The organism is Bacillus sp. SORGH_AS_0510, from assembly GCF_030818775.1.
In the GTDB taxonomy this organism is placed as follows: Bacteria; Bacillota; Bacilli; order Bacillales; family Cytobacillaceae; genus Neobacillus.
This window is the reverse complement of record NZ_JAUTAU010000001.1, coordinates 1741991-1761607: the sequence shown is the minus strand read 5'-3', so window position 1 is coordinate 1761607 and position 19617 is coordinate 1741991. Positions and strand designations below refer to the sequence as shown.

General features: G+C 41.1%; 21 protein-coding genes and 1 other annotated feature. Of the genes, 2 read left to right on the top strand and 19 right to left on the bottom strand.

Annotated features, from left to right (window positions below):
• Positions 1 to 75: 75 nt before the first annotated feature.
• From QE429_RS08880 to nadB, 5 genes are all read right to left on the bottom strand, one after another.
• Entirely contained in the window at positions 76 to 1065 is a 990-nt protein-coding gene (locus QE429_RS08880; protein WP_307286491.1) for a phosphotransferase, read from the bottom strand.
• Positions 1052 to 2770 carry a SafA/ExsA family spore coat assembly protein gene (gene safA, locus QE429_RS08875; protein WP_307286489.1) on the bottom strand — a complete coding sequence of 573 codons (1719 nt, stop codon included), beginning with the start codon at positions 2768 to 2770 and terminating at the stop codon, positions 1052 to 1054. The genes QE429_RS08880 and safA overlap by 14 nt, the downstream gene beginning before the upstream one ends.
• Before the next feature lie 376 nt (positions 2771 to 3146).
• The gene (nadA, locus tag QE429_RS08870; RefSeq protein ID WP_373463185.1) at positions 3147 to 4253 is read right to left on the bottom strand and encodes a quinolinate synthase NadA; all 1107 of its coding nucleotides are present in this window, start codon (positions 4251 to 4253) and stop codon (positions 3147 to 3149) included.
• Positions 4246 to 5094 (bottom strand): carboxylating nicotinate-nucleotide diphosphorylase, encoded by an 849-nt coding sequence (gene nadC, locus QE429_RS08865; RefSeq protein ID WP_307286483.1) that lies wholly within the window; start codon positions 5092 to 5094, stop codon positions 4246 to 4248. The genes nadA and nadC overlap by 8 nt, the downstream gene beginning before the upstream one ends.
• The gene (gene nadB / locus QE429_RS08860) at positions 5063 to 6640 is read right to left on the bottom strand and encodes an L-aspartate oxidase (protein ID WP_307286480.1); all 1578 of its coding nucleotides are present in this window, start codon (positions 6638 to 6640) and stop codon (positions 5063 to 5065) included. The genes nadC and nadB overlap by 32 nt, the downstream gene beginning before the upstream one ends.
• A 161-nt stretch (positions 6641 to 6801) precedes the next feature.
• Between nadB and QE429_RS08855 the strand changes: the two genes are divergently transcribed.
• Together QE429_RS08855 and QE429_RS08850 are read left to right on the top strand one after the other, a co-directional pair.
• Positions 6802 to 7953 carry an IscS subfamily cysteine desulfurase gene (locus tag QE429_RS08855; protein WP_307286477.1) on the top strand — a complete coding sequence of 384 codons (1152 nt, stop codon included), beginning with the start codon at positions 6802 to 6804 and terminating at the stop codon, positions 7951 to 7953.
• A 50-nt stretch (positions 7954 to 8003) separates the two neighbouring features.
• Positions 8004 to 8543, top strand: coding sequence for a transcription repressor NadR (locus QE429_RS08850; protein ID WP_307286474.1), 540 nt, complete (start codon positions 8004 to 8006; stop codon positions 8541 to 8543).
• A 36-nt stretch (positions 8544 to 8579) separates the two neighbouring features.
• Here QE429_RS08850 and pheA read toward each other — a convergent pair whose 3' ends face one another.
• The 14 genes from pheA to mreC form a co-directional block, all read right to left on the bottom strand.
• Positions 8580 to 9437: a prephenate dehydratase gene (pheA, locus tag QE429_RS08845; RefSeq protein WP_307286471.1), complete on the bottom strand. Its 858-nt coding sequence runs from the start codon at positions 9435 to 9437 to the stop codon at positions 8580 to 8582.
• A 66-nt stretch (positions 9438 to 9503) separates the two neighbouring features.
• Positions 9504 to 9959: an ACT domain-containing protein gene (locus QE429_RS08840; RefSeq protein WP_307286468.1), complete on the bottom strand. Its 456-nt coding sequence runs from the start codon at positions 9957 to 9959 to the stop codon at positions 9504 to 9506.
• Positions 9960 to 9986: 27 nt separating this feature from the next.
• Positions 9987 to 11276 (bottom strand): GTPase ObgE, encoded by a 1290-nt coding sequence (gene obgE / locus QE429_RS08835; protein ID WP_307286466.1) that lies wholly within the window; start codon positions 11274 to 11276, stop codon positions 9987 to 9989.
• 64 nt (positions 11277 to 11340) lie between these two features.
• Positions 11341 to 11877, bottom strand: a complete 537-nt coding sequence (locus QE429_RS08830) for a Spo0B C-terminal domain-containing protein (RefSeq protein WP_307286463.1) — start codon at positions 11875 to 11877, stop codon at positions 11341 to 11343.
• A gap of 212 nt (positions 11878 to 12089) precedes the next feature.
• Positions 12090 to 12383 carry a 50S ribosomal protein L27 gene (gene rpmA / locus QE429_RS08825; RefSeq protein WP_066385918.1) on the bottom strand — a complete coding sequence of 98 codons (294 nt, stop codon included), beginning with the start codon at positions 12381 to 12383 and terminating at the stop codon, positions 12090 to 12092.
• Entirely contained in the window at positions 12384 to 12728 is a 345-nt protein-coding gene (locus QE429_RS08820) for a ribosomal-processing cysteine protease Prp (protein ID WP_307286457.1), read from the bottom strand.
• A gap of 14 nt (positions 12729 to 12742) precedes the next feature.
• Positions 12743 to 13051 carry a 50S ribosomal protein L21 gene (rplU, locus tag QE429_RS08815; protein ID WP_283919673.1) on the bottom strand — a complete coding sequence of 103 codons (309 nt, stop codon included), beginning with the start codon at positions 13049 to 13051 and terminating at the stop codon, positions 12743 to 12745.
• A 13-nt stretch (positions 13052 to 13064) separates the two neighbouring features.
• Positions 13065 to 13147, bottom strand: a sequence feature (ribosomal protein L21 leader region).
• A 60-nt stretch (positions 13148 to 13207) separates the two neighbouring features.
• The gene (locus QE429_RS08810; RefSeq protein ID WP_307286454.1) at positions 13208 to 14680 is read right to left on the bottom strand and encodes an Rne/Rng family ribonuclease; all 1473 of its coding nucleotides are present in this window, start codon (positions 14678 to 14680) and stop codon (positions 13208 to 13210) included.
• Positions 14681 to 14726: 46 nt separating this feature from the next.
• Positions 14727 to 15593 (bottom strand): M50 family metallopeptidase, encoded by an 867-nt coding sequence (locus QE429_RS08805; protein ID WP_307286453.1) that lies wholly within the window; start codon positions 15591 to 15593, stop codon positions 14727 to 14729.
• Positions 15586 to 16383, bottom strand: a complete 798-nt coding sequence (locus tag QE429_RS08800) for a M23 family metallopeptidase (protein WP_307286450.1) — start codon at positions 16381 to 16383, stop codon at positions 15586 to 15588. Before QE429_RS08800 ends, QE429_RS08805 begins: the two co-directional genes overlap by 8 nt.
• Positions 16384 to 16501: 118 nt before the next feature.
• Entirely contained in the window at positions 16502 to 17305 is an 804-nt protein-coding gene (gene minD, locus QE429_RS08795; protein ID WP_307286448.1) for a septum site-determining protein MinD, read from the bottom strand.
• Between the two features lies 1 nt (position 17306).
• Positions 17307 to 17987 carry a septum site-determining protein MinC gene (gene minC, locus QE429_RS08790; RefSeq protein WP_307286445.1) on the bottom strand — a complete coding sequence of 227 codons (681 nt, stop codon included), beginning with the start codon at positions 17985 to 17987 and terminating at the stop codon, positions 17307 to 17309.
• 205 nt (positions 17988 to 18192) lie between these two features.
• Entirely contained in the window at positions 18193 to 18711 is a 519-nt protein-coding gene (gene mreD / locus QE429_RS08785) for a rod shape-determining protein MreD (protein ID WP_307286443.1), read from the bottom strand.
• On the bottom strand, positions 18708 to 19589 hold the full coding sequence (gene mreC, locus QE429_RS08780; protein ID WP_307286442.1) for a rod shape-determining protein MreC: 882 nt from the start codon (positions 19587 to 19589) through the stop codon (positions 18708 to 18710). The genes mreD and mreC overlap by 4 nt, the downstream gene beginning before the upstream one ends.
• Positions 19590 to 19617 lie beyond the last annotated feature (28 nt).

Genomic DNA, 19617 nt, shown 5'->3' with positions numbered 1-19617 from the left:
CATCCTGAGGAAGACTGCTAAGAGTCCTACTCTTTTATAGGTTGTTATTTTAAAGGGGTTTTCATTCTGGCAAATTCATTTTACAATTTCCTGTAACTGGTCAACAAATCTTTTTCTTGCATAAAACTGTTTGGTCGATAAATCCACTACTTGCTTGATTTTTGCAGAATCAGTGTATGATTTTTCTCTGATTAATCGATTCCATTCCCGAAAAATGTCAGCCGGATAGGCTAATGCATATAAAAATGCCTCTTCATGTAAATATTTTTTCATTTGGTTCATTTTTTCCAACTTTTCAAGAGACCAATCCATAAATGGAAGGATTCGATTGGCATATTGTAAATAGTCAAATGCTGGCGGTCCAATTGAAATTAAATCAAAATCAATTAAGTGTAGTTGTCCTTGAAAATTACGAAGAAAATTATGGTGGGCAACATCGCCATGGAGAATGACAATGGGCTCCTTATAGAATTGATGGTACCTTTGCTCCATTCCAGCTAGTGCCCATTTTGCCCATGACACCATATCCAAAAGAACCTGCTCTTTTATAAAATGCTTCATGTAAGGAAGATTAGAGGAAAATTGATTTAACCGTTCTACCCATTTTTCTAATAGATGTCCCTTTGATAATAATGTACGATAGCGCCCCTCAAACAAACGAGTGGTTAGATGAAATTGTTCAAGGAGGTCTAAGCCTTCTTGGCGATTCCTCTCCGTATGAAAAGTAAAGGCCGTTTTATGAGGTGGAATATATTGGATACACCCAAAATATGTCCCTTCAAAAAACAATTGTTCTTTTACTAGAGGAGTGAGATAGGCATAGGTTTTCGTGAATCCTTCTTTTTTCAGTGTATCAGTAAATACCTCTTGTAATCTTAGTCGGCTATTAGTCGAATAGCCCTTAATAATATAAGTATTTTCCCCCGTCTTGAGAAAAAAAACGGATTTTCGAAGGGGAACAAATTGGATGATTTTTTCGAAAAACTGTAACTGAAAATAAGAGAAGAGACGATTTAGATAATCATCGTCTCCTTTTTTGTTTGCTGACATATTAATTACTTTCATCACGGTACCCTGGCATACCGTAAGGATTACTTCCTGCAGGTCCCATTCCATATGGGTTCATATATGGAGGCTGAGCCATATTCATTGGACCTGTGTATGGTGCACTATAGATCGGTGGGGTTGGTGGAATAAAGCTTGTTGGCATAGCTGCTGGCGCTGCTTCTGCAGCTGGCATGCCACCCATATAAGGAGTTGGCTGTGGTCCTCCACAACCACAATCACCACCTGCACCTACTGGTAAACTTTGTACTGGATATGGGTTGTGCATGTATGGCATTTGAACACCAGAAGGACTATCATCCGGCGAGTCAAATTCTGTTACAAAATATGGATTCATACCGCCCATTTGCGGATATCCATATGACATTTGACCACCCATCACGTTAGGATTCACCCTGCCTGGATTGCCATATGCAGTTCCTGGCATAACTGGAGCTGCTTGTGTTTGAGTTGGCATACCCGGCTGTGCTCCCATCGGCATTTGACCCATTCCTGCCGGCATTTCTCCATATCCGGCTGGCATCTGGCCGTAACCCATTGGCGTTTGACCCATTCCTGCCGGCATTTCTCCATATCCGACTGGCATTTGGCCGTAGCCCATTGGCATTTGACCCATTCCCGCTGGCATTTCTCCATATCCGGCTGGCATTTGGCCGTAGCCCATTGGCATTTGACCCATTCCCGCTGGCATTTCTCCATATCCGGCTGGCATTTGGCCGTAGCCCATTGGCATTTGACCCATTCCCGCTGGCATTTCTCCATATCCGGCTGGCATCTGGCCGTAGCCCATTGGCATTTGACCCATTCCCGCTTGATCCATGTAAGGATTTTGCATTGGCTGCTGGAATCCAGGGTTTGGCGCCCCCATCATTCCACCTGGGTTCATTACAGGTACTTGCGGCATAAAGGAAGATGATTCATCACCATGGAAATAGTGTCCTGTCATAGGTGCAGTCGCCATCGGAGCTACTCCTGGATTGCCTGCTGGCATTGCCATCCCCTGCATTTGTGGATATGGCATTGGCATTGGCATCATCGGATAGCCACCAAATGGTGGGCAAAAGCCAGGACCTGGCATTATTGGAGTCATTGGCACACATTGTTCTTGAACCGGCATTTCAGCTACTGGAGCTTCAACTGGCGGCGGTGTTGGAACCACAGGTGTCTTTGGAACTACTGGTGTCTCTTTTACTGGAATTTCTTTTTTCGGAACTTCTTTTACCTCTGGAAGGATATTAGCTGGTTTTGGCGGCAACTGAGGCTGCTGTACCGTCATATTTTGCATGTTCATCATATAATAATTATTTATATCGATTTCTGGGACAATTTGTAGAGGCATTTTAGGAGTATAAGGTACTTTTGGTGCTTCTTTCACGATTGGTTTTTCTTTGACAATCGGCATTTCTTTTTTGGGTGCTTCTTTTACAATCGGTGCCTCAACTATTGGCTTTGGCACTGGCTTCTCTTTGGTGAACGGCATTTCTTTCTTTACACCTAAATTGATTGTTGTTTCCGGTTTTGTTCCCATTGGAGATTCTTTCTTTATACTTCCTCCTGTTGTAGGGACTTTGATTTTCATACCGGGCATAATCATATCAGGGTTGCTGAGCTGCGAATTTAATTTTTTCAGCTCTTCAAAATTCACGCCGTACTTCTTGGCGATTTTCCAAAGAGTATCCCCTTTCTGTACGATATGGATCTTCACTCTGATTTCCCTCCTATGCATAAGTCCATATAGTGTATGTGAAAATGGGCAAAGTGCTAACATTCTTCAGAAAAACTTATGCTGTTTTTCCAAAAAATATGAATAAGGCAGAAAGAAAGGACAGACACCTTGTTTTTTAGTACAAGTATAAGGCACATAAGCTGTCTGTTGATTCCGCTCCAGGCACGAGCGGTTCGTGGGTGTTTCGGCGAGCCTCCTCAGAGAAACTCGCCTGCGGGGTCTCCCCTGAACCATACTCCCACAGAGACTTCGCGCCTTCCGCTCCAATCAACAGGTGTGTTCCAATTCAAAATAAGGGCATTAACAAATGAAAAAAAAAGATGCCTATCGTTAAATGGCACCTTTTCTTCATTACTTATGAATTTTGCAGCATTCTTTCTAGTGCTAGTTTTGCGTTTTGGGCGATTTCTGGGCTTACTTTTATAACATTTTTTGTTTCTTCTAATGTGTCTAGGCTCCACACAAGATGTGGCAAGTCAATTCTGTTCATGGTTAGGCATGGACACATATGTGGATTTAACGAGATAATTTTTTTATCCGGATGATTTTTTATTAACCGATTCACTAAATTCATTTCTGTGCCTATCGCCCAAGAGGATCCAGGCGCAGCTTTTTCAATCGCATTGATAATATAGCTGGTAGACCCGGCCATATCCGCAAGCTCCACTACCTCGCGGCGGCACTCTGGATGAACAATGATCGTCATTTTTGGATATTGATAGCGGGTATCAATCACATTTTGTACCGTAAAGTTTTCGTGGACCGAGCAATGCCCTTTCCATAAAATAACCTTTATTCCTGATAGATCTCCATCGAATTCTAACTCATTGGTGATAGGGTTCCAAATGGCCATTTCATCTAATCCTATCCCCAAATCAGCTGCTGTGTTTCTGCCTAAATGCTGATCAGGTAAGAAAAGAATTCGTTCCTTTCTCTCGAATGCCCATTTCACCATCGTTTCAGCATTGGAAGAGGTAACAGTTGCCCCGCCATTCGCTCCCACAAACCCTTTAATGGCAGCCGTTGAATTCACATAGGTTAAAGGAAGGATGGTTTCTCCAAAAAGCTCTTGCAATCGCTCCCATGCTCGTTCTGTTTGCTGAATATCTGCCATATCAGCCATAGAACATCCCGCGCGCATATCGGGTAAAATGACCTTTTGCTGTTCAGTTGTTAAAATATCCGCCGTTTCTGCCATAAAATGTACACCACAGAAAACTATATATTCTGCATCAACATTTTGGGCGGATAATTGCGCAAGCTGTAAGGAATCTCCCGTCGCATCCGCAAACTGGACCACTTCATCCTTTTGATAATGATGCCCTGGGATAAATAAACGTGGCCCAAGCTGTTTTTTTACTTCCATCACTCGGTTCTCTAGCTCTTCTCGAGACATTTGCTTATACTTTTCTGGAATCATCGTATTCTTTTGTAAAACATCTAATAGGTTCACCTTACTCATCTCCCTTGTTCCAACGCACTTTAACACTAATGTCGAGTGCTTTATATGAATGAGTTAAATAGCCCAGTGAAATATAATCCACACCAGTTTGTCGGTAGTCGGCAATATTCGCTAATTGGATTCCACCAGAGGCTTCCGTGATAATGGAAGGAGGAACGAGTTTAATCAATTCCTTTATTTCTTCCGGTGTACGGTTATCAAACATAATGACATCTGCCCCGGCATTGACCGCTTCCATCACCTGATCTGCTGTTTCCACTTCTACTTCCACTTTTACCATATGACCGGCTTTTTCTCGGACTGCGTCGACTGCCTTTGTGATGGAGCCAGCAAAGGATATATGATTATCTTTAATCATTACTCCATCGTATAATCCGAAGCGGTGGTTGAAGCCGCCGCCACAACGGACTGCATATTTTTCGAACATTCGAAGCCCTGGAGTCGTTTTCCTTGTGTCACACACTTTCGTATGGCTACTATCCAGTGTATCCACCGTCTTACGTGTTAAGGTTGCAATACCGCTCATTCGTTGAACAAGGTTGAGAATGACTCGTTCTCCTTTAAGAAGGTCGCTAATCTTTCCTGATACATGGGCAAGCTCTTGTCCTATTTCGAAAGATTGACCATCTTTTACAAATACTTGAGTTTTAATCCCCGCATGTAACAGTTGAAATCCAGTTTTAATAATCTCCTCACCACAAAAAACACCAGCCTCTTTTGCAAGAAACACTATTTCTCCCTTTGTATCATTTGCAAAAATTAAATCCGTTGTAATGTCTTGTTCCCCTATGTCTTCTATAAAAAACTTCTCAAGTAGCGATCGCAGTTTTATTGTGTTCATCGTTTTTCCCCACTCCATTTGTATAATGATGAATAATCGATTTTCTTAGCCAATTCCCGTCGTCTTCCATTGGAAAATCACTTCTAAAGTGACCGCCCCGACTCTCCGTTCGCTTTAGTGCAGCTTCGGTAATCAACTTAGCATTGATCAGCATAAAAACTTGGGTTATTTCTTCAGTAGAACAGCCATCTAAATGGACTTCATCAGCATTGAATTGGTTGATCCAAGCTAATTGACTTTTAAGATTCACTTCATTTCTAACAATCCCAACCCGCTCCATCATTAAATCCTTCAGTTGTTGGACATCTGGTAATCGGACACATTCTTTTTTAGAAAAAGAAAACGTATGATTCCATTCAACATGTTGGACCTCTTCTGTGCCTTGATTTATCCATTTAGATAATTGCTCCCCTTGGAATAAACCTTCTAAGAGGGAGTTGCTTGCTAAACGATTCGCCCCGTGCAACCCCGTGCAGGATGCCTCACCAATCGCATAGAGTCCAGCAATGGATGACCGCCCAATTAAATCCGTCTTAATTCCACCCATTAAAAAATGACTTCCAGGTGCTACAGGGATTTTTCCATCGCTAATACGGATACCATTCTTCTCACAAATTGCAGTAATAGAAGGGAATCTTTTTTCAAAATCAGCTATTTGACTAATATCTAAATAAACTTGTCTCCCTTGTTTCCGAACCTCGTATATTCTTTGTGAGACTACGTGTCTTGGTCCGAGATCTCTTAGTGTATGAACTCCCTCCATAATGGGGGTTCCGTCATCTGAAATAAGGATAGCCCCTTCTCCTCTGACAGCTTCAGAAATTAAACCCTTGGTTTCATCGTTAAGGTAAAGAAGGGTTGGATGAAATTGAATAAACTCCATATCCACCATTTCCGCACCAGCCAAATAAGCCATCGCCAGACCATCACCACTTACCGTGCTGGCGTTGGATGTATAGCTGTATAATTGTCCACAACCTCCTGTAGCAATGATAATATGGCTGGCAAAATACCGCTGAATAGATCCTTCTGGGGTTTTGGCTTTCACACCTATACATTGATTCCCTTCGGCATTAAGAATTAATTCATAGGCAAAGACATTTTCTTCGATGATGACATTGTTGTTAAGCCTACTGATTAAATGCTCCATTACATTTTTTCCAGTAGCATCGCCGCCGCCATGAACAATTCTCTTTTCACTATGTGCACCTTCCATTCCAAGAAAAAGGTCGCCGCTTGAATCCTTATCAAATAGCTCGCCTTGTAGCGCCATGTTTTTTATCAGGGTTGGTGCAGCATGAATGACTTGCTGTACTGCCTCTTTATTATTGTGAAACCTTCCTGCTTCAAGTGTGTCGATCACATGCTTAGCTGGATGGTCGCCCGTACCTAATGCAGCAGCAATCCCACCTTGTGCAAGATAAGAGTTGGCAGTTCTAATCTTTTCCTTTGTGATTATCCTCACATTTAGCTCCATCTTTAATTGAGTAGCAAGCTGTAGGGCTGCCACTCCGCTACCAATGATTATTACATCATCTTTTGTCATGTTTTGACCCTCCTGACACAACAGGTGTCTTGACATATATATTTACACACAATTAAACTAAAAACAAGTACTTTAATAGAAAAATAGAATGCCAGTTAACAAGGGCTTCATTTGTTAACGGTCCGCGCTTTTATCCAAATAAATAGGACGGGAGAAAGCTCATGAAATATTTCGATTTTGCAGCTACGACACCATTAGATCCTGAAGCAGCAGAGGTGTATGTGAAAGTTGCCACAGAATTCTATGGCAATTCAAGTAGTCTTCATGACATAGGAGGTCTTTCGAAGTCATTACTTGAAAGCTGTCGGGAAGAACTAGCAAATCTGATTGGAATTGACAAAAACGGTCTTTTCTTTACGAGTGGTGGTTCGGAAGGGAATTTTTTAGCGATTGAGGCTTTATTGTCCTCTCCTAAAAAGAAAGGGAAACATATCATAGCAGGTCTAGCAGAGCATTCCTCTATCCACGGTACACTTAACCGTTTAAAGAAATCGGGATATGAAGTCACTCTTTTACCGTTTAATAAAAAGGGCTTAATTGACCTAGAGCAATTGTTACGTTCAATCCAACCAGATACCGTGTTAATGATCCTTCAGCATGTGAATTCAGAGATTGGGACAATCCAGCCAATTGAAGAAATAGCTAAGATTTGTCAGGAGAATCAGATTCATCTTCACAGCGATTTTGTACAGTCCTTTGGAAAAGTAAAGATTCAATCCGTCGTACCGTATGTTAGCAGCTTCTCTTTTTCTGGTCATAAAATCTATGGACCAAAAGGGATTGGCGCAGTATACGTCGATCCGCGGATAAAATGGGAGCCATTTTTCCCTGGAACCTCACATGAAAAGGGATTCCGCCCTGGGACGTTAAACATTCCAGCCATTGCCGCCATGACTGTTGCTGCCCAAAAGCTTTATTCACGCTTAACGGAAGAGTTAATGAACTACCAAGTATTGAGGAAAAGCTTTATTCAATCCTTAGAGCCCATAAAGGACAGCATTAAGATACACCAGGCTGACGAAGACTCACAGCTTCCGCAAATCATTGGTTTAGGAATTAGTGGAATCCAAGGTCAATGGATAATGCTTGAGTTCAATCGACTAGGGTTCGCGATTTCAACAGGGAGTGCCTGTCATAGCGGCATGCAGCAGCCCGCAAAAATAACCCAAGCACTGGGTCTTGAAATGGATGAAGCAAAGGAGTTTATCCGAATCTCTTTTGGCCAAAGTACCGGTCTTGAGGATGTTAAGCAGCTTGGGGAAGCCATGGTTCAAATTGTAAAGGCATTTAAAGGTGAACCCTTATTAAAATAAAGGAAACTATGCTAGAATAAAAAAACAGAATTAGATTTAGGAGGAATTTTATGGTAGAGCAAAAGAAAATATTGGGAGAGGAAAGGAGGTCATTCATTCTTCAACAGCTAAAGGACAGCCCTGTACCGTTAACAGGGAGCGAGCTAGCGAGTAAAACCAATGTGAGCAGACAAGTGATTGTTGGGGATATCACACTTCTTAAAGCCAAAAATGAACCAATTATCGCAACTAGTCAAGGGTATATTTATTTAAAACAAAATGCTCTTTCAAATACGTTTGAACGGACCATTGCCTGCAAACATTCACCAGAAGACACCGAAAAAGAGCTAAACTTACTTGTCGACCATGGCGTATTAGTGAAGGATGTTAAAATTGAGCATACCGTTTACGGCGATTTAACCGCATCCATTATGGTGTCTAATCGCCAAGAAGTAAAACAATTCATGCAAAACCTCCAAAATACTGGTGCTTCACTATTATCTCAGTTAACAGATGGAATCCATCTTCATACCATTTCGGCAACAAGTGTCCAACTTTTAGACCAAGCCGAAGCAGCATTGAAGGAAGAAGGATACTTAATTGAATCATAAAAAAGGACTCGCTAAAATAAGCGGGTCCTTAATTTCTTAATCTAATTTTATCATTACAGATGGGTAACTACCCAGTAGGGTAACGCCACAGCCTAATGCTTCAAGCTCCGCCATTGCTCCAGGAATCAATACTTCATCGAGCTTCATTTCAATATCAATGATGAAGAAGTAATTGCCGATCCCTGTCTTCATCGGTCTCGACTCAATTTTTGATAGATTTAATTTTCTCCATGCAAACGCAGATAACACCTGATGGAGAGCACCTGCTTGGTCATCTTCAGGTAATGTGACCATAAGTGTTGTTTTGTATCGGGTAGAACCGCTTATGGCTTCAAAATCAAGTGATTCCTGGCTTAAGACGACAAAACGAGTGTGGTTATAGTCAAAATCATGAATGTTCTTTTTTACGATGGATAACCCATATTCCTTTGCTGCAAGTTCATTGGCAATGGCAGCAGATTTTAGCTCAGGCCGCTCCATGACAAATTGAGCAGCCGCTGCTGTGGAAGAAACAGCTTCATATGGAATGCCTTTAAATTGATGATGTAAGAATTTATGGCATTGTGCAATCGCATGTGAATGGCTGTAGATTTTAGAGATCTCCATCCATTGGTCTTCATTCGTTGGATGAACCATTAAATGCTGTTTGATTGGTAAGGTGATTTCCCCTACAATCGGTACCTGTACCACATGCGTTAAATAATCAAGTGTGATATTCACAGAGCCTTCAAGTGCATTTTCAATTGGAACTACAGCCAGATTGACTTCCTTCTCCACTAATGCATCCATACTTTCAGGAATGGTTCGATACGGCATAAGTTCAAATCCAGGAAAGACCTTCTTGACTGCAAGCTCTGTAAACGTAGCCTTAGGTCCTAAAAAACCAACCTTCATTCCCCTCTACCCCCTCATAGGTAAAAAGAAGGCTGAGACCAGCCGAACCTAATGAACCATTGTTCATTAAGCACCTGTTCCCAGCACTTCTACTTTCTCGACAAATTCAAGCTTTCTTAATTCTGAAAGCACGTCATCGAATTCCATAGTCAAGTTTGATGTATTTAGCGACAACGTCACATTCGCTCTGCCTTGAAGTGGGATCGTCTGGTGTATGGTTAAGACATTACAGCCAGACGAAGCAACCACTCCTAACAGTTTCGATAATGTACCGGAGCGATCTTCCAGATGAAAAAAGAGGGTGATGAGCTTTTCCTTTGTAATTGTTGAAAAAGGAAAAACTGTATCTCTGTATTTATAATAAGCGCTTCTGCTTAAGTCCACTTTTTGAACAGCATCCGCCACTGATTCAGCCTTTCCTCTTTCAAGCATATCCTTCACGTCTATGGTTTTCTTCATAGCTTCGGGCAATACATCTTCACGGACCAGGTAATATTTTTTATCAAAATTATCCATTCTCATCTCTCTACCTCTGATCTCTTACGGAACCTAATCGACAAACTCAAATTCAAATTCCATCAGCTTAACAATATCCCCGTCTTTTGCTCCCCTTTGTCTTAACGCATCATCGACACCGAGCGTACGTAGTTGACGTGAGAAACGGCGAACAGATTCTTCTGTTTGGAAATTCGTCATTTTAAACATTTTTTCAATCTTTTCACCAGATATCACAAATGAACCATCCGGCTCTCTTGTAATATAAAATGCCTCTGGGTCTGCTTCATGCTTATAAAGAACACGATGAACTCCTGTTTCCTCTTCTTCATGGTCTAGTGGGAATTCTGGAGTTTCCTCAATCTTATCTGCGATAGAGAATAAGAGCTCACGCAGACCTTTTCTTGTAATCGCCGAGATTGGGAAAATGGGATAATCTTCTTCAAGACGTTCTTTGAATTTTTGTAAATTCTCTTCCGCTTCCGGAATGTCCATTTTATTCGCAACAATAATTTGCGGACGCTCTGTTAGGCGAAGATTATATTCTTCTAATTCTTTATTAATTGTCAGGTAATCTTCAAACGGATCTCGGCCTTCTGTTGCAGCCATATCGATGACATGAACAATTACTCTTGTCCGTTCAATATGTCGTAAAAATTGATGCCCTAATCCGACACCTTCATGTGCGCCTTCAATTAAGCCTGGAAGGTCTGCCATGACAAAGCTTCGGTTATCCTCTGTTTCAACCATGCCCAGGTTAGGAACAATCGTTGTAAAATGGTATTCCGCAATTTTTGGTCTTGCAGAAGATACCACTGATAACAAAGTTGATTTTCCTACACTTGGATAGCCTACAAGTCCAACATCAGCAAGCAACTTTAACTCCAAGATAACTTCGCGTTCCTGGCCAGGTTCACCATTTTCAGCAATCTCTGGAGCCGGATTGGAAGGTGTGGCAAAACGGGAATTTCCTCTTCCCCCACGTCCACCTTTGGCGATTACAGCACGCTGACCATGTTCAACAAGATCGGCAAGCACCTCTTTCGTATCCGCGTCAATGACAACTGTACCAGGTGGAACTTTCACGAGCATATCCTTCGCGTTTTTACCATGTTGATTTTTAGACATTCCATGCTCACCACGTGGTGCCTTAAAATGACGTTGATAACGGAAATCCATTAGTGTTCTTAGTCCTTCATTTACTTCAAAGACTACATCTGCCCCTTTACCGCCATCACCACCGGCTGGACCGCCTTTTGGTACATATTTTTCACGACGGTAAGCGACGATACCATTTCCACCGTCTCCGCCTTTTACATAAATCTTCGTTTGATCGACAAACATCTTATTCCTCCCGACTTGCACTATTAAACAAACTGATGTTCTAAACGAAAACGCCTTCACCCTATCATATAGCAGGCATAAATACTTCTATAGAAAGTTCGTTTTCAGTGAATTCCTTTACCTCTAACGTTAATGGTTCCTTATGGCTAGAAAGGAATTCTTCCATCAGTTCTCTTTGTAGTATTATCCCGCTAAAATCAAAAAAGAAACGAATTCCGTTAGATTGCGGTTCAATTGTTATTGATAAATGATTTTCTTGAAAAGCTTCAATTGACCTATTTAAACATGAAAAAAATAAGTTTGTCCAACTTGTTATCCTCACGTCATCAATTGTGGATGATTCAGAATCTTGAAAGACCTCATATTCCAGTTTAAATGAAGGGTTGATCCAATTAGATTTTAAAAGTAATGAAGCAAATAACGGCATATGTAAATTAGAAAGCTTTGTCTCATGCTGTGCCTCAATCACTATTTCATCAATCACTTCTTTTGCCCGATCAATCCGATTTAAATCCAAATTCCCTTTTATTAACTGAAGCTTGTTTAACCAATCATGTCGCGAGTGCCGCAGCACCTCAACGATATCCCATTCTCTCTCCATACGCACACTCCTACATAAATGCAGAACATTGTTTGCTGTTAGTATATCAAAAAAATTTCCAAGAGTAAGCATTTTTATCTGAATGATTGAAATTGTGGTAAAAAATGAGCTTAACGAAGTAATTTCCTTGAAGAGTTTGAATGGAAGGTGTACTTTCGCAGCAAAAAGAAAACTCTAACCAAACAGGTTAGAGTTTCCATGTGGTGTAATCCTTAAGCTTCTTGAGCTACTGGATAAACGCTCACTTTTTTGCGGTCACGACCAAAACGTTCGAATTTAACAACGCCGTCGATCTTTGCAAATAGAGTGTCGTCTCCTCCGCGGCCAACGTTCTCACCTGGGTAAATCTTTGTACCGCGTTGACGGTAAAGGATTGAACCACCAGTTACGAATTGTCCGTCTGCACGCTTAGCACCAAGGCGCTTTGCGATAGAGTCACGTCCGTTCTTTGTAGAACCTACACCCTTTTTAGATGCAAACAACTGAAGATCTAATTTTAATAACATTTATTCCACCTCCTGCTTTTTGAAGGTAATTTTTATGTGCTCTCCGTACGTTTCTTCAATCGATCGTAATGAGACAACCATTCCTTCGAGAAGAATTTGGATTTTCTCATATACGTCTTCCGGAAGTTCTTCCGGAACAACGCAGCGGAGAAACCCATCTGCCCGATGTTCAAGATCTGGAGTTACGCCAGTCAATTCGTGCACCGCATTGATAGCACCAATAGATACAGCAGATACGCCTGCACAGACGATATCTTTTCCACGATCAGCGAACAAGGCATGGCCGCTTAATTCGAATGATTGAATTGTACCGGATTCAGTACGATAAATCGTAATGCCAATCATCTTATTCCAACACCTTACGCGTTGATTTTTTCGATGATTACTTTAGTGTAAGGTTGACGATGACCTTGCTTCTTACGGTTGTTTTTCTTTGCTTTGTACTTGAAAACAATAATTTTCTTCGCACGGCCTTGTTTTTCAACTTTAGCTGTAACAGTAGCGCCTGCAACAACAGGACTTCCAACTTTTACAGTTTCACCGCCAACGAAAAGAACCTTGTCAAAAGTAACAGTCTCACCAGCTTCAACATCTAATTTTTCGATGTAGATAGCTTGGCCTTCTTCGACTTTCAATTGCTTACCGCCAGTTTCGATAATTGCGTACATGAACTGCACCTCCTTATAAACTCAGACTCGCCATATACAGGCGCTTTACGAATCTCGCAAAATCTTACTACCTGTTCTGTGCGGTTGTAGCACGGGTGCGCTACAAACATAACATTAAAATCATACATAATTTAATCGAATGTGTCAACCTATTATTTAGAATCCGTCTGAAGGCTCCATTTCTTTTGAGGCAATCTCCTGTACATCGCCGAACTGCTTCAGCAGATAATAATGCCGCTCAGAAGGCTGAATCGAGAAAAACAATTGAATGCCCAACAGCTCCTCTAAAACGGACCGCTGCTCCTCTTTTAGGCCCAATAGAGCCTCCTTCACCGCATTCGTTGTCTCAATTAGAATGGCTTCAAAATCAGCATGACGGTGCTCCAGCAATTCTCTCTCTAAACGGAACGCAATGGTTTCTGGGCTTAAGATGCGCCCTGTCCCTTCACACACTGGACATTTCACTTGCAAGGCTTCTGATAAGGTAACTTTCGTCTTTTTTCGAGTAAGCTGAAGAATGCCGAGAGGAGTGAAGCCAATTACCTTTGTTCTTTTTGCATCCCTTGCCAGTTCAGATTCAACCAAGTTAAGGATCGTTTGCTTGTCTTTTTCGCGTTTCATATCAATAAAATCAATAAGAACAATTCCACCGATATCACGGAGTCGCAGCTGTCGAACGATTTCTTTGGCAGCAAGTTGATTGGTTTGTAAGACCGTATCCTGGTAATCCGATTTTCCTGAGAATTTTCCAGTGTTAACATCAATAATGGTAAGTGCTTCTGTTTCGTCAAAAATTAAATAGGAGCCATGATCCAGCCAGACAATCCGTTTCAGTGCTTTGTCAATTTCATGCTCTACCTTGTGCTGTGAAAAAACATTCTCTCGACCATTATAAAAAGTGATCTTCACTTGAGGTTTTTTTTGTTCGAGCAGTCTTTTTACAGCCAAGTCATCTACAATAACCTCACCTGTCTTCATCGCTTCCACTTGCTCTACCACTCGATCCATAAAGGTATCTTTTTGGTCAATGAGATCAGGTTTCTTTAGGAGTGACGCTTGCCGAAGCAGCTCCTGATGGGTCTCGCGGAGTCCCATCAATTCTTCTTCAATTTCAACTTTTGTACAGTTTATACTAGACGTACGAAAGATCAGTCCCTCTGTATCTGTTTTAAGATGGCTGCCTATTTGGCGGAGGCTACTCTTCTGTTCTTCATTTGCAATTTTTTTACTAACAGCCACATAGCACCCAGATGGCATATAAATGAGATGATTTCCTTGAATCTCAAGAATGCCTGTTACCTTCGGCCCTTTTGTACCTGTTGCATCCTTTTCTACTTGAACGAGCAACTTCTCGCCTTGGTGAACGAAGGAGGTGACGTTTTGTTGTTTATCAGATGCTTGTACATAAGACGGCAATTGGTCCCGGTGCAAATAAGCATTTTTCTCCTCGCCAATATCAATGAACACTGCATTCATGCCCGGCAGGACTTTTGTAACTGTCCCAAAATAAATATTACCGACCAGCGTTCGATGTTCTGGTCGGTCAAATACGATATTTTCGACACGGTTGTTTCGGAGATACGCAAATCTTTTTTCCCGTGACGTATAGTTAATTATTAATGTTTCCAATCCAGCTTCCTCACTTTTTTCATATATGCTTTCATTATAACCATATTCAGTATAAAAAAAGAAGGTCGCTGATTTTATCTGTTAGTCGTTTTTCTGTGAAATAGGCATGTAATAGTTCGTTTTCATCTAGAGTTCCTTTTTCTTTGCCTTCTGCTTCTACGATAATCGGATGTTTGCAGCCTCGTTGGAATTTTTCGAGGACATGAATCAGTAACTCTTGTTCATCAGCCTGTATCGGCACTAATGCACTAGGATTCGATTTTTTTCCATAATACCGTTCTAATAAAAACCTCATAAAGATGAATCTTCGCTGCTTCCATTCATGGTAAAGAGAAAAAGCAAGGAAAGCAATGACCACCCAGACATTAATATGTGAGGGGGCAATCATTAATATAAGGAATGAAAAAAGACCAAGGCTAGCAACCGAAAGCAAAAGTGTCACCCGGTGCGCATGCGGAAAAGAATGTTTCAATGAGAGCAGTAAAAATACCAGCTTCCCACCATCAAGTGGCCAAACTGGAAATAGATTAAAGATGAAGATCATAACATTATAGCTGATAAATAGCTGAAACAACTCTTCAGGTATACCGCCAAAATTTTTTAAGAGGTACGCTCCCCCCACCATCCAAAGATGCTGAAGCGGCCCGGCAATCACCACAATGAATTCTTCCTTCAAAGGACGATTACCATGCTCATCCATCTCAGCCACTCCTCCAAAAGGCAGAAGCGAGATTTTTTTAATTCTCCAAGAAAAAAAAGAAGCCGCCGCTGCATGCCCCATTTCATGTATAAAGATTATGCCTAGCAGCAAGCAAACTTCTAAAAAATGCGCTGTCATGATGGACAAAGCAATGATGATCCACAGCAACGGGTGGATGTGAACATGTCTGAGTAACTGTATCGCTCTATTCAAAACGAATCACCTGGATTGGATCGACAAATTCATCGCCCTTTTTAATAGCGAAATAGTATTTGCCTTTTGAATCATCCCCTGCGGAAGCAGAGACTGTCCCTACCACAGTTCGTTTATCGACGTATTCGTACAAATTCACTTTAATATCCTCTAAGTTTCCATACCAGGTTTCTGACTCATCCGAATGCTGGATGATGACGGTCTTTCCAATCCCTTCTTTCACTCCTGCAAAAGTAACTACGCCACCATTAATTGATTGAACGGGAGCACCTTTCCCTGTTTCAATCATGATGCCCTGTCCATTTTTTTCAAAGTTTTCAAGGATTTTTCCCATGGCCGGGACGGAAAACTCCGACTGGACTACTTCTTTTTTGTCTGTTTTATTATCCTCAGAGAATGGTAAAAGTGCTAACGGCTTGCCAAATTTATCCTCGTACCATTGCGAAACGACAGCAAATTTAAAGTCTTGATCCATTGTACTAGTAATAAAACTCCTGACCGGATCAAACGTTGCGGTTTGGTTGCGGAACAGGATGGCAACCACTAAAAACAGGAGAACGGATGCCAAAATCTTAAAAAAGAAAACCTCCTTTTTAAATAACGGATGCCCGTCATCCCCTCCACTGTTTTTAGAACTGTCCATATAGTTAAAGCTAAATTTGTCCTCATCATCGTTACCTGGCCAGGTGATCTGGCGTTCTGGACCTTTTACCGTAGTTGTCGTTGAGCCCATTTCTTTTTTTCTTTTAGCGATTCGTCTCCGTATTTCCTCCGGTGTAGACCGCGCCATTCCCATCAACCCTTTTCCCACTTTTTTGTACAAGTCTATGTGAAAAGATTTAGGAGTATGACTGAATTTCAATATATTAAAAAGCCTGTTCACTTCGATTCGTGAACAGGCTCTCATTTTATCTTACGCCGAAAAATTTTTTAAGTTTTGTAAAGACGCCTTTGTTTGCTTCTTCTAATGGCTGCAATGGAATCGATTCGCCCAGGATTCTTCTTGCGATATTTCGATAGGCAATCGAAGCCTTGCTGTTCGGATTCAGCGCGATTGGTTCGCCGTGGTTAGAGGCTTTAATCACTTCTTCATCATCCGCTACAATACCAATGAGCTCGATGGATAAATGCTGAGTAATTTCATCAATCTCAAGCATATCACCGCTCTTCATCATATGATTTCGAATACGGTTCACCACTAATTTTGGAGCTTCCATGTTTTTTTGTTTTTCCAAGAGACCGATGATACGGTCTGCGTCACGAACAGCAGATACTTCTGGAGTCGTCACAACAATTGCTTTGTCTGCTCCTGCCACTGCATTTTGGAAGCCTTGTTCGATTCCAGCAGGGCAATCAATAATAATATAATCATAGTCTTGCTTTAATTCGCTAATCAGCTCTTTCATTTGCTCTGGTGTAACCGCTGACTTATCGACGGTTTGTGCAGCCGGAAGCAGATATAATAATCCGTCAAATCGTTTGTCTTTCACTAACGCTTGATGAATTTTACATCTTTTTTCTACTACATCGACTAGATCATAAATGATTCTGTTTTCAAGCCCCATAACGACATCTAAGTTTCGAAGACCGATGTCCGTATCCACTAAGCATACTTTTTTTCCTTGAAGGGCCAATGACGTCCCAATATTTGCGGATGTCGTTGTTTTACCAACGCCGCCCTTGCCAGAAGTAATTACTATTGCTTCTCCCACTTTAATGTCCCCCTTCTAATCTAGTTAAATCTGGCCTTAAATGAATTAAAGCTTGTAATCTATCAACGATAATTTGTCGATTATCATCTATGTATGCACATTCCATTTCACGGTTTTCGCTCATTTTAGCGGAGTCTGGTGAACGATTAATGCAATCACTTATTCTAAGCTGTGATGGCTTCATGCTTGAAGCCGCAATGACGGCTTGCTCATTTCCAAAGCATCCAGCATGGGCAACACCCTTAAGAGTTCCCATGATGAAGATGTTTCCGCCTGCTATGACGGCCCCACCAGGATTTACGTCTCCGATTAGCAGTAGATCTCCAGAAGTTTCTAGAACTTGTCCAGAACGAATGATTCTTGATACAGTCATAATCCCTGTCTCAGCCTTTAATCGTTCTGCTTCCGCTTTTGTGATAACATTGGAGACAATGTCATCCACAACTAGATTCTTTTTTTGTCGGATAAGTTGTTTTAGTTCTTCGCGTTGTTCTTCAGTTAAATAACGATTGCCAATTTCCACTTTAACAGAAATTAAGTGACGATCGTCCTGGGTACTTAAATTCGCAGAAAGCTTCTGATCCAGTTCTCTTTTAAGCTCCTCATACGAACACTTATCATCAAGTTGAAGAACGAGACCTTCCTTCGTTCCCTTTATTGTAACATTTTGACGTTTTTTCATGGAGAATTTTCACCTCATAATTAAGAAAGCCATCTAGAAACGTGCAAAACCTCTTAAAAATAAGGGGATTGGCACGTTTCTATGCTATTTCTGATCGAAAGTACAGACTATCTGATAATAATTCGACATGATGCGTCCATTCTCCTCTTTTTTCAAATGAAAACTTGTCCTTTGCTGAACCTCTAAAGCAGGAGTCAGAAGGTCATTATTCATCTCGTAATGACGCTATATGCTTTTCAAATAATCGCTTTAAAGGATAGCCTGCAAGGATAATAAAAGTTGCATTTAATATAAGGGTTGGATAAAAACGCAAATTCAGAAAACTCATAAAATCTATATTTGTGACATGGATTAAGACATCCATCTCGTAGACACCCACCTCTAATAATGCCACCCCTACTAGCGTAACCAGAAAGGCAATAATAAGGTTTGACTGCAAGATGTGCATAATTTTAGAAGTAAGATAGGCGATGAATGGAAAAAGAAATAAGTATATGCCGATGATTTCTACATAAACGACATCAAATAACAGCCCAAAAATAGCGGCATAAATAATACCTTTTTTTCGGCCAACAAAAATCGTTAAAAACATGAGCGCAGTAAAAAGAAAATGCGGGACTAATATTCGGTCTTTCCCCCAAATTCTGTCTGGTAAATATTGAACAAAGATACTTTCACAAATCAACAACAAAAGAAACAAAAGAGGAAGAAGGAATTTTTTCACGATCCTTCCTCCTTCCCACCGGTTACATCTTTTTGACTTGGCTCTTGCATGAGTCTCTTAGTCACCATCACAGACTTAATATCATAGAAATCCGCACCAGGTTTGACGAGTGCTGTCAGATTTAAGCCATACTGATCCGGTTTCACTTCTACGACTTTTCCGATTAATAACCCTTTAGGAAAAATCCCGCCCAAACCAGAAGTGATAACTGTCTGACCCTTTTCGATTTTCGAGCCAGATGGAATCGCCTTTACCATGAGCAGTTTCTTCTCTTTGTCAAAGCCTTCAACAAGCCCATATACATCGGTTGGCCCTTGAACAATTGCTGAGATCCGATTCTTCGGGTCCATAGCACTAAGCAGCTGTACCGTAGAGCTGAATTGAGTAACACTCTTTACTTTGCCGATCAAACCGCTCGCTGTAACAACAGCCATATTTTTCTTTACTCCGTTTAAATTACCTTTGTCGATAATAATCATTTCATGCCAACGATCAGGATTTCTACCAATAACTGTAGCTGGAAGTGGTTTCAAGTCTCTCAAGGTCTCTTTTTCACCGAGAATGTCACGCAATTCTTTGTTGTCTTTTTTCAGTTCTTGAACTTCGGCTTCAAGGCTGACAAGATTTTCAATCCGCGATTTTAATTCCTTATTCTCTTCATATGTATCGGTTAAGTCCTGGAGATTTTCAAAAAAGCCGGCAACATAGTTGGTAGGCTTTGAAACCAGGGATTGAACCCAGCCGGCAGTGTCTTTAATAAACAGCTCCGGCCAAGTTAGTTTGCTTCTCTCCCTTAAAGAAAACCCAATCAATGCCACGAGAACAATAATGCTGACAAGCAAAATAATCAGACGTTTATTCAAAAAGAACTGTGGCATGATTATACACCTCTATTTTTCTAGATAT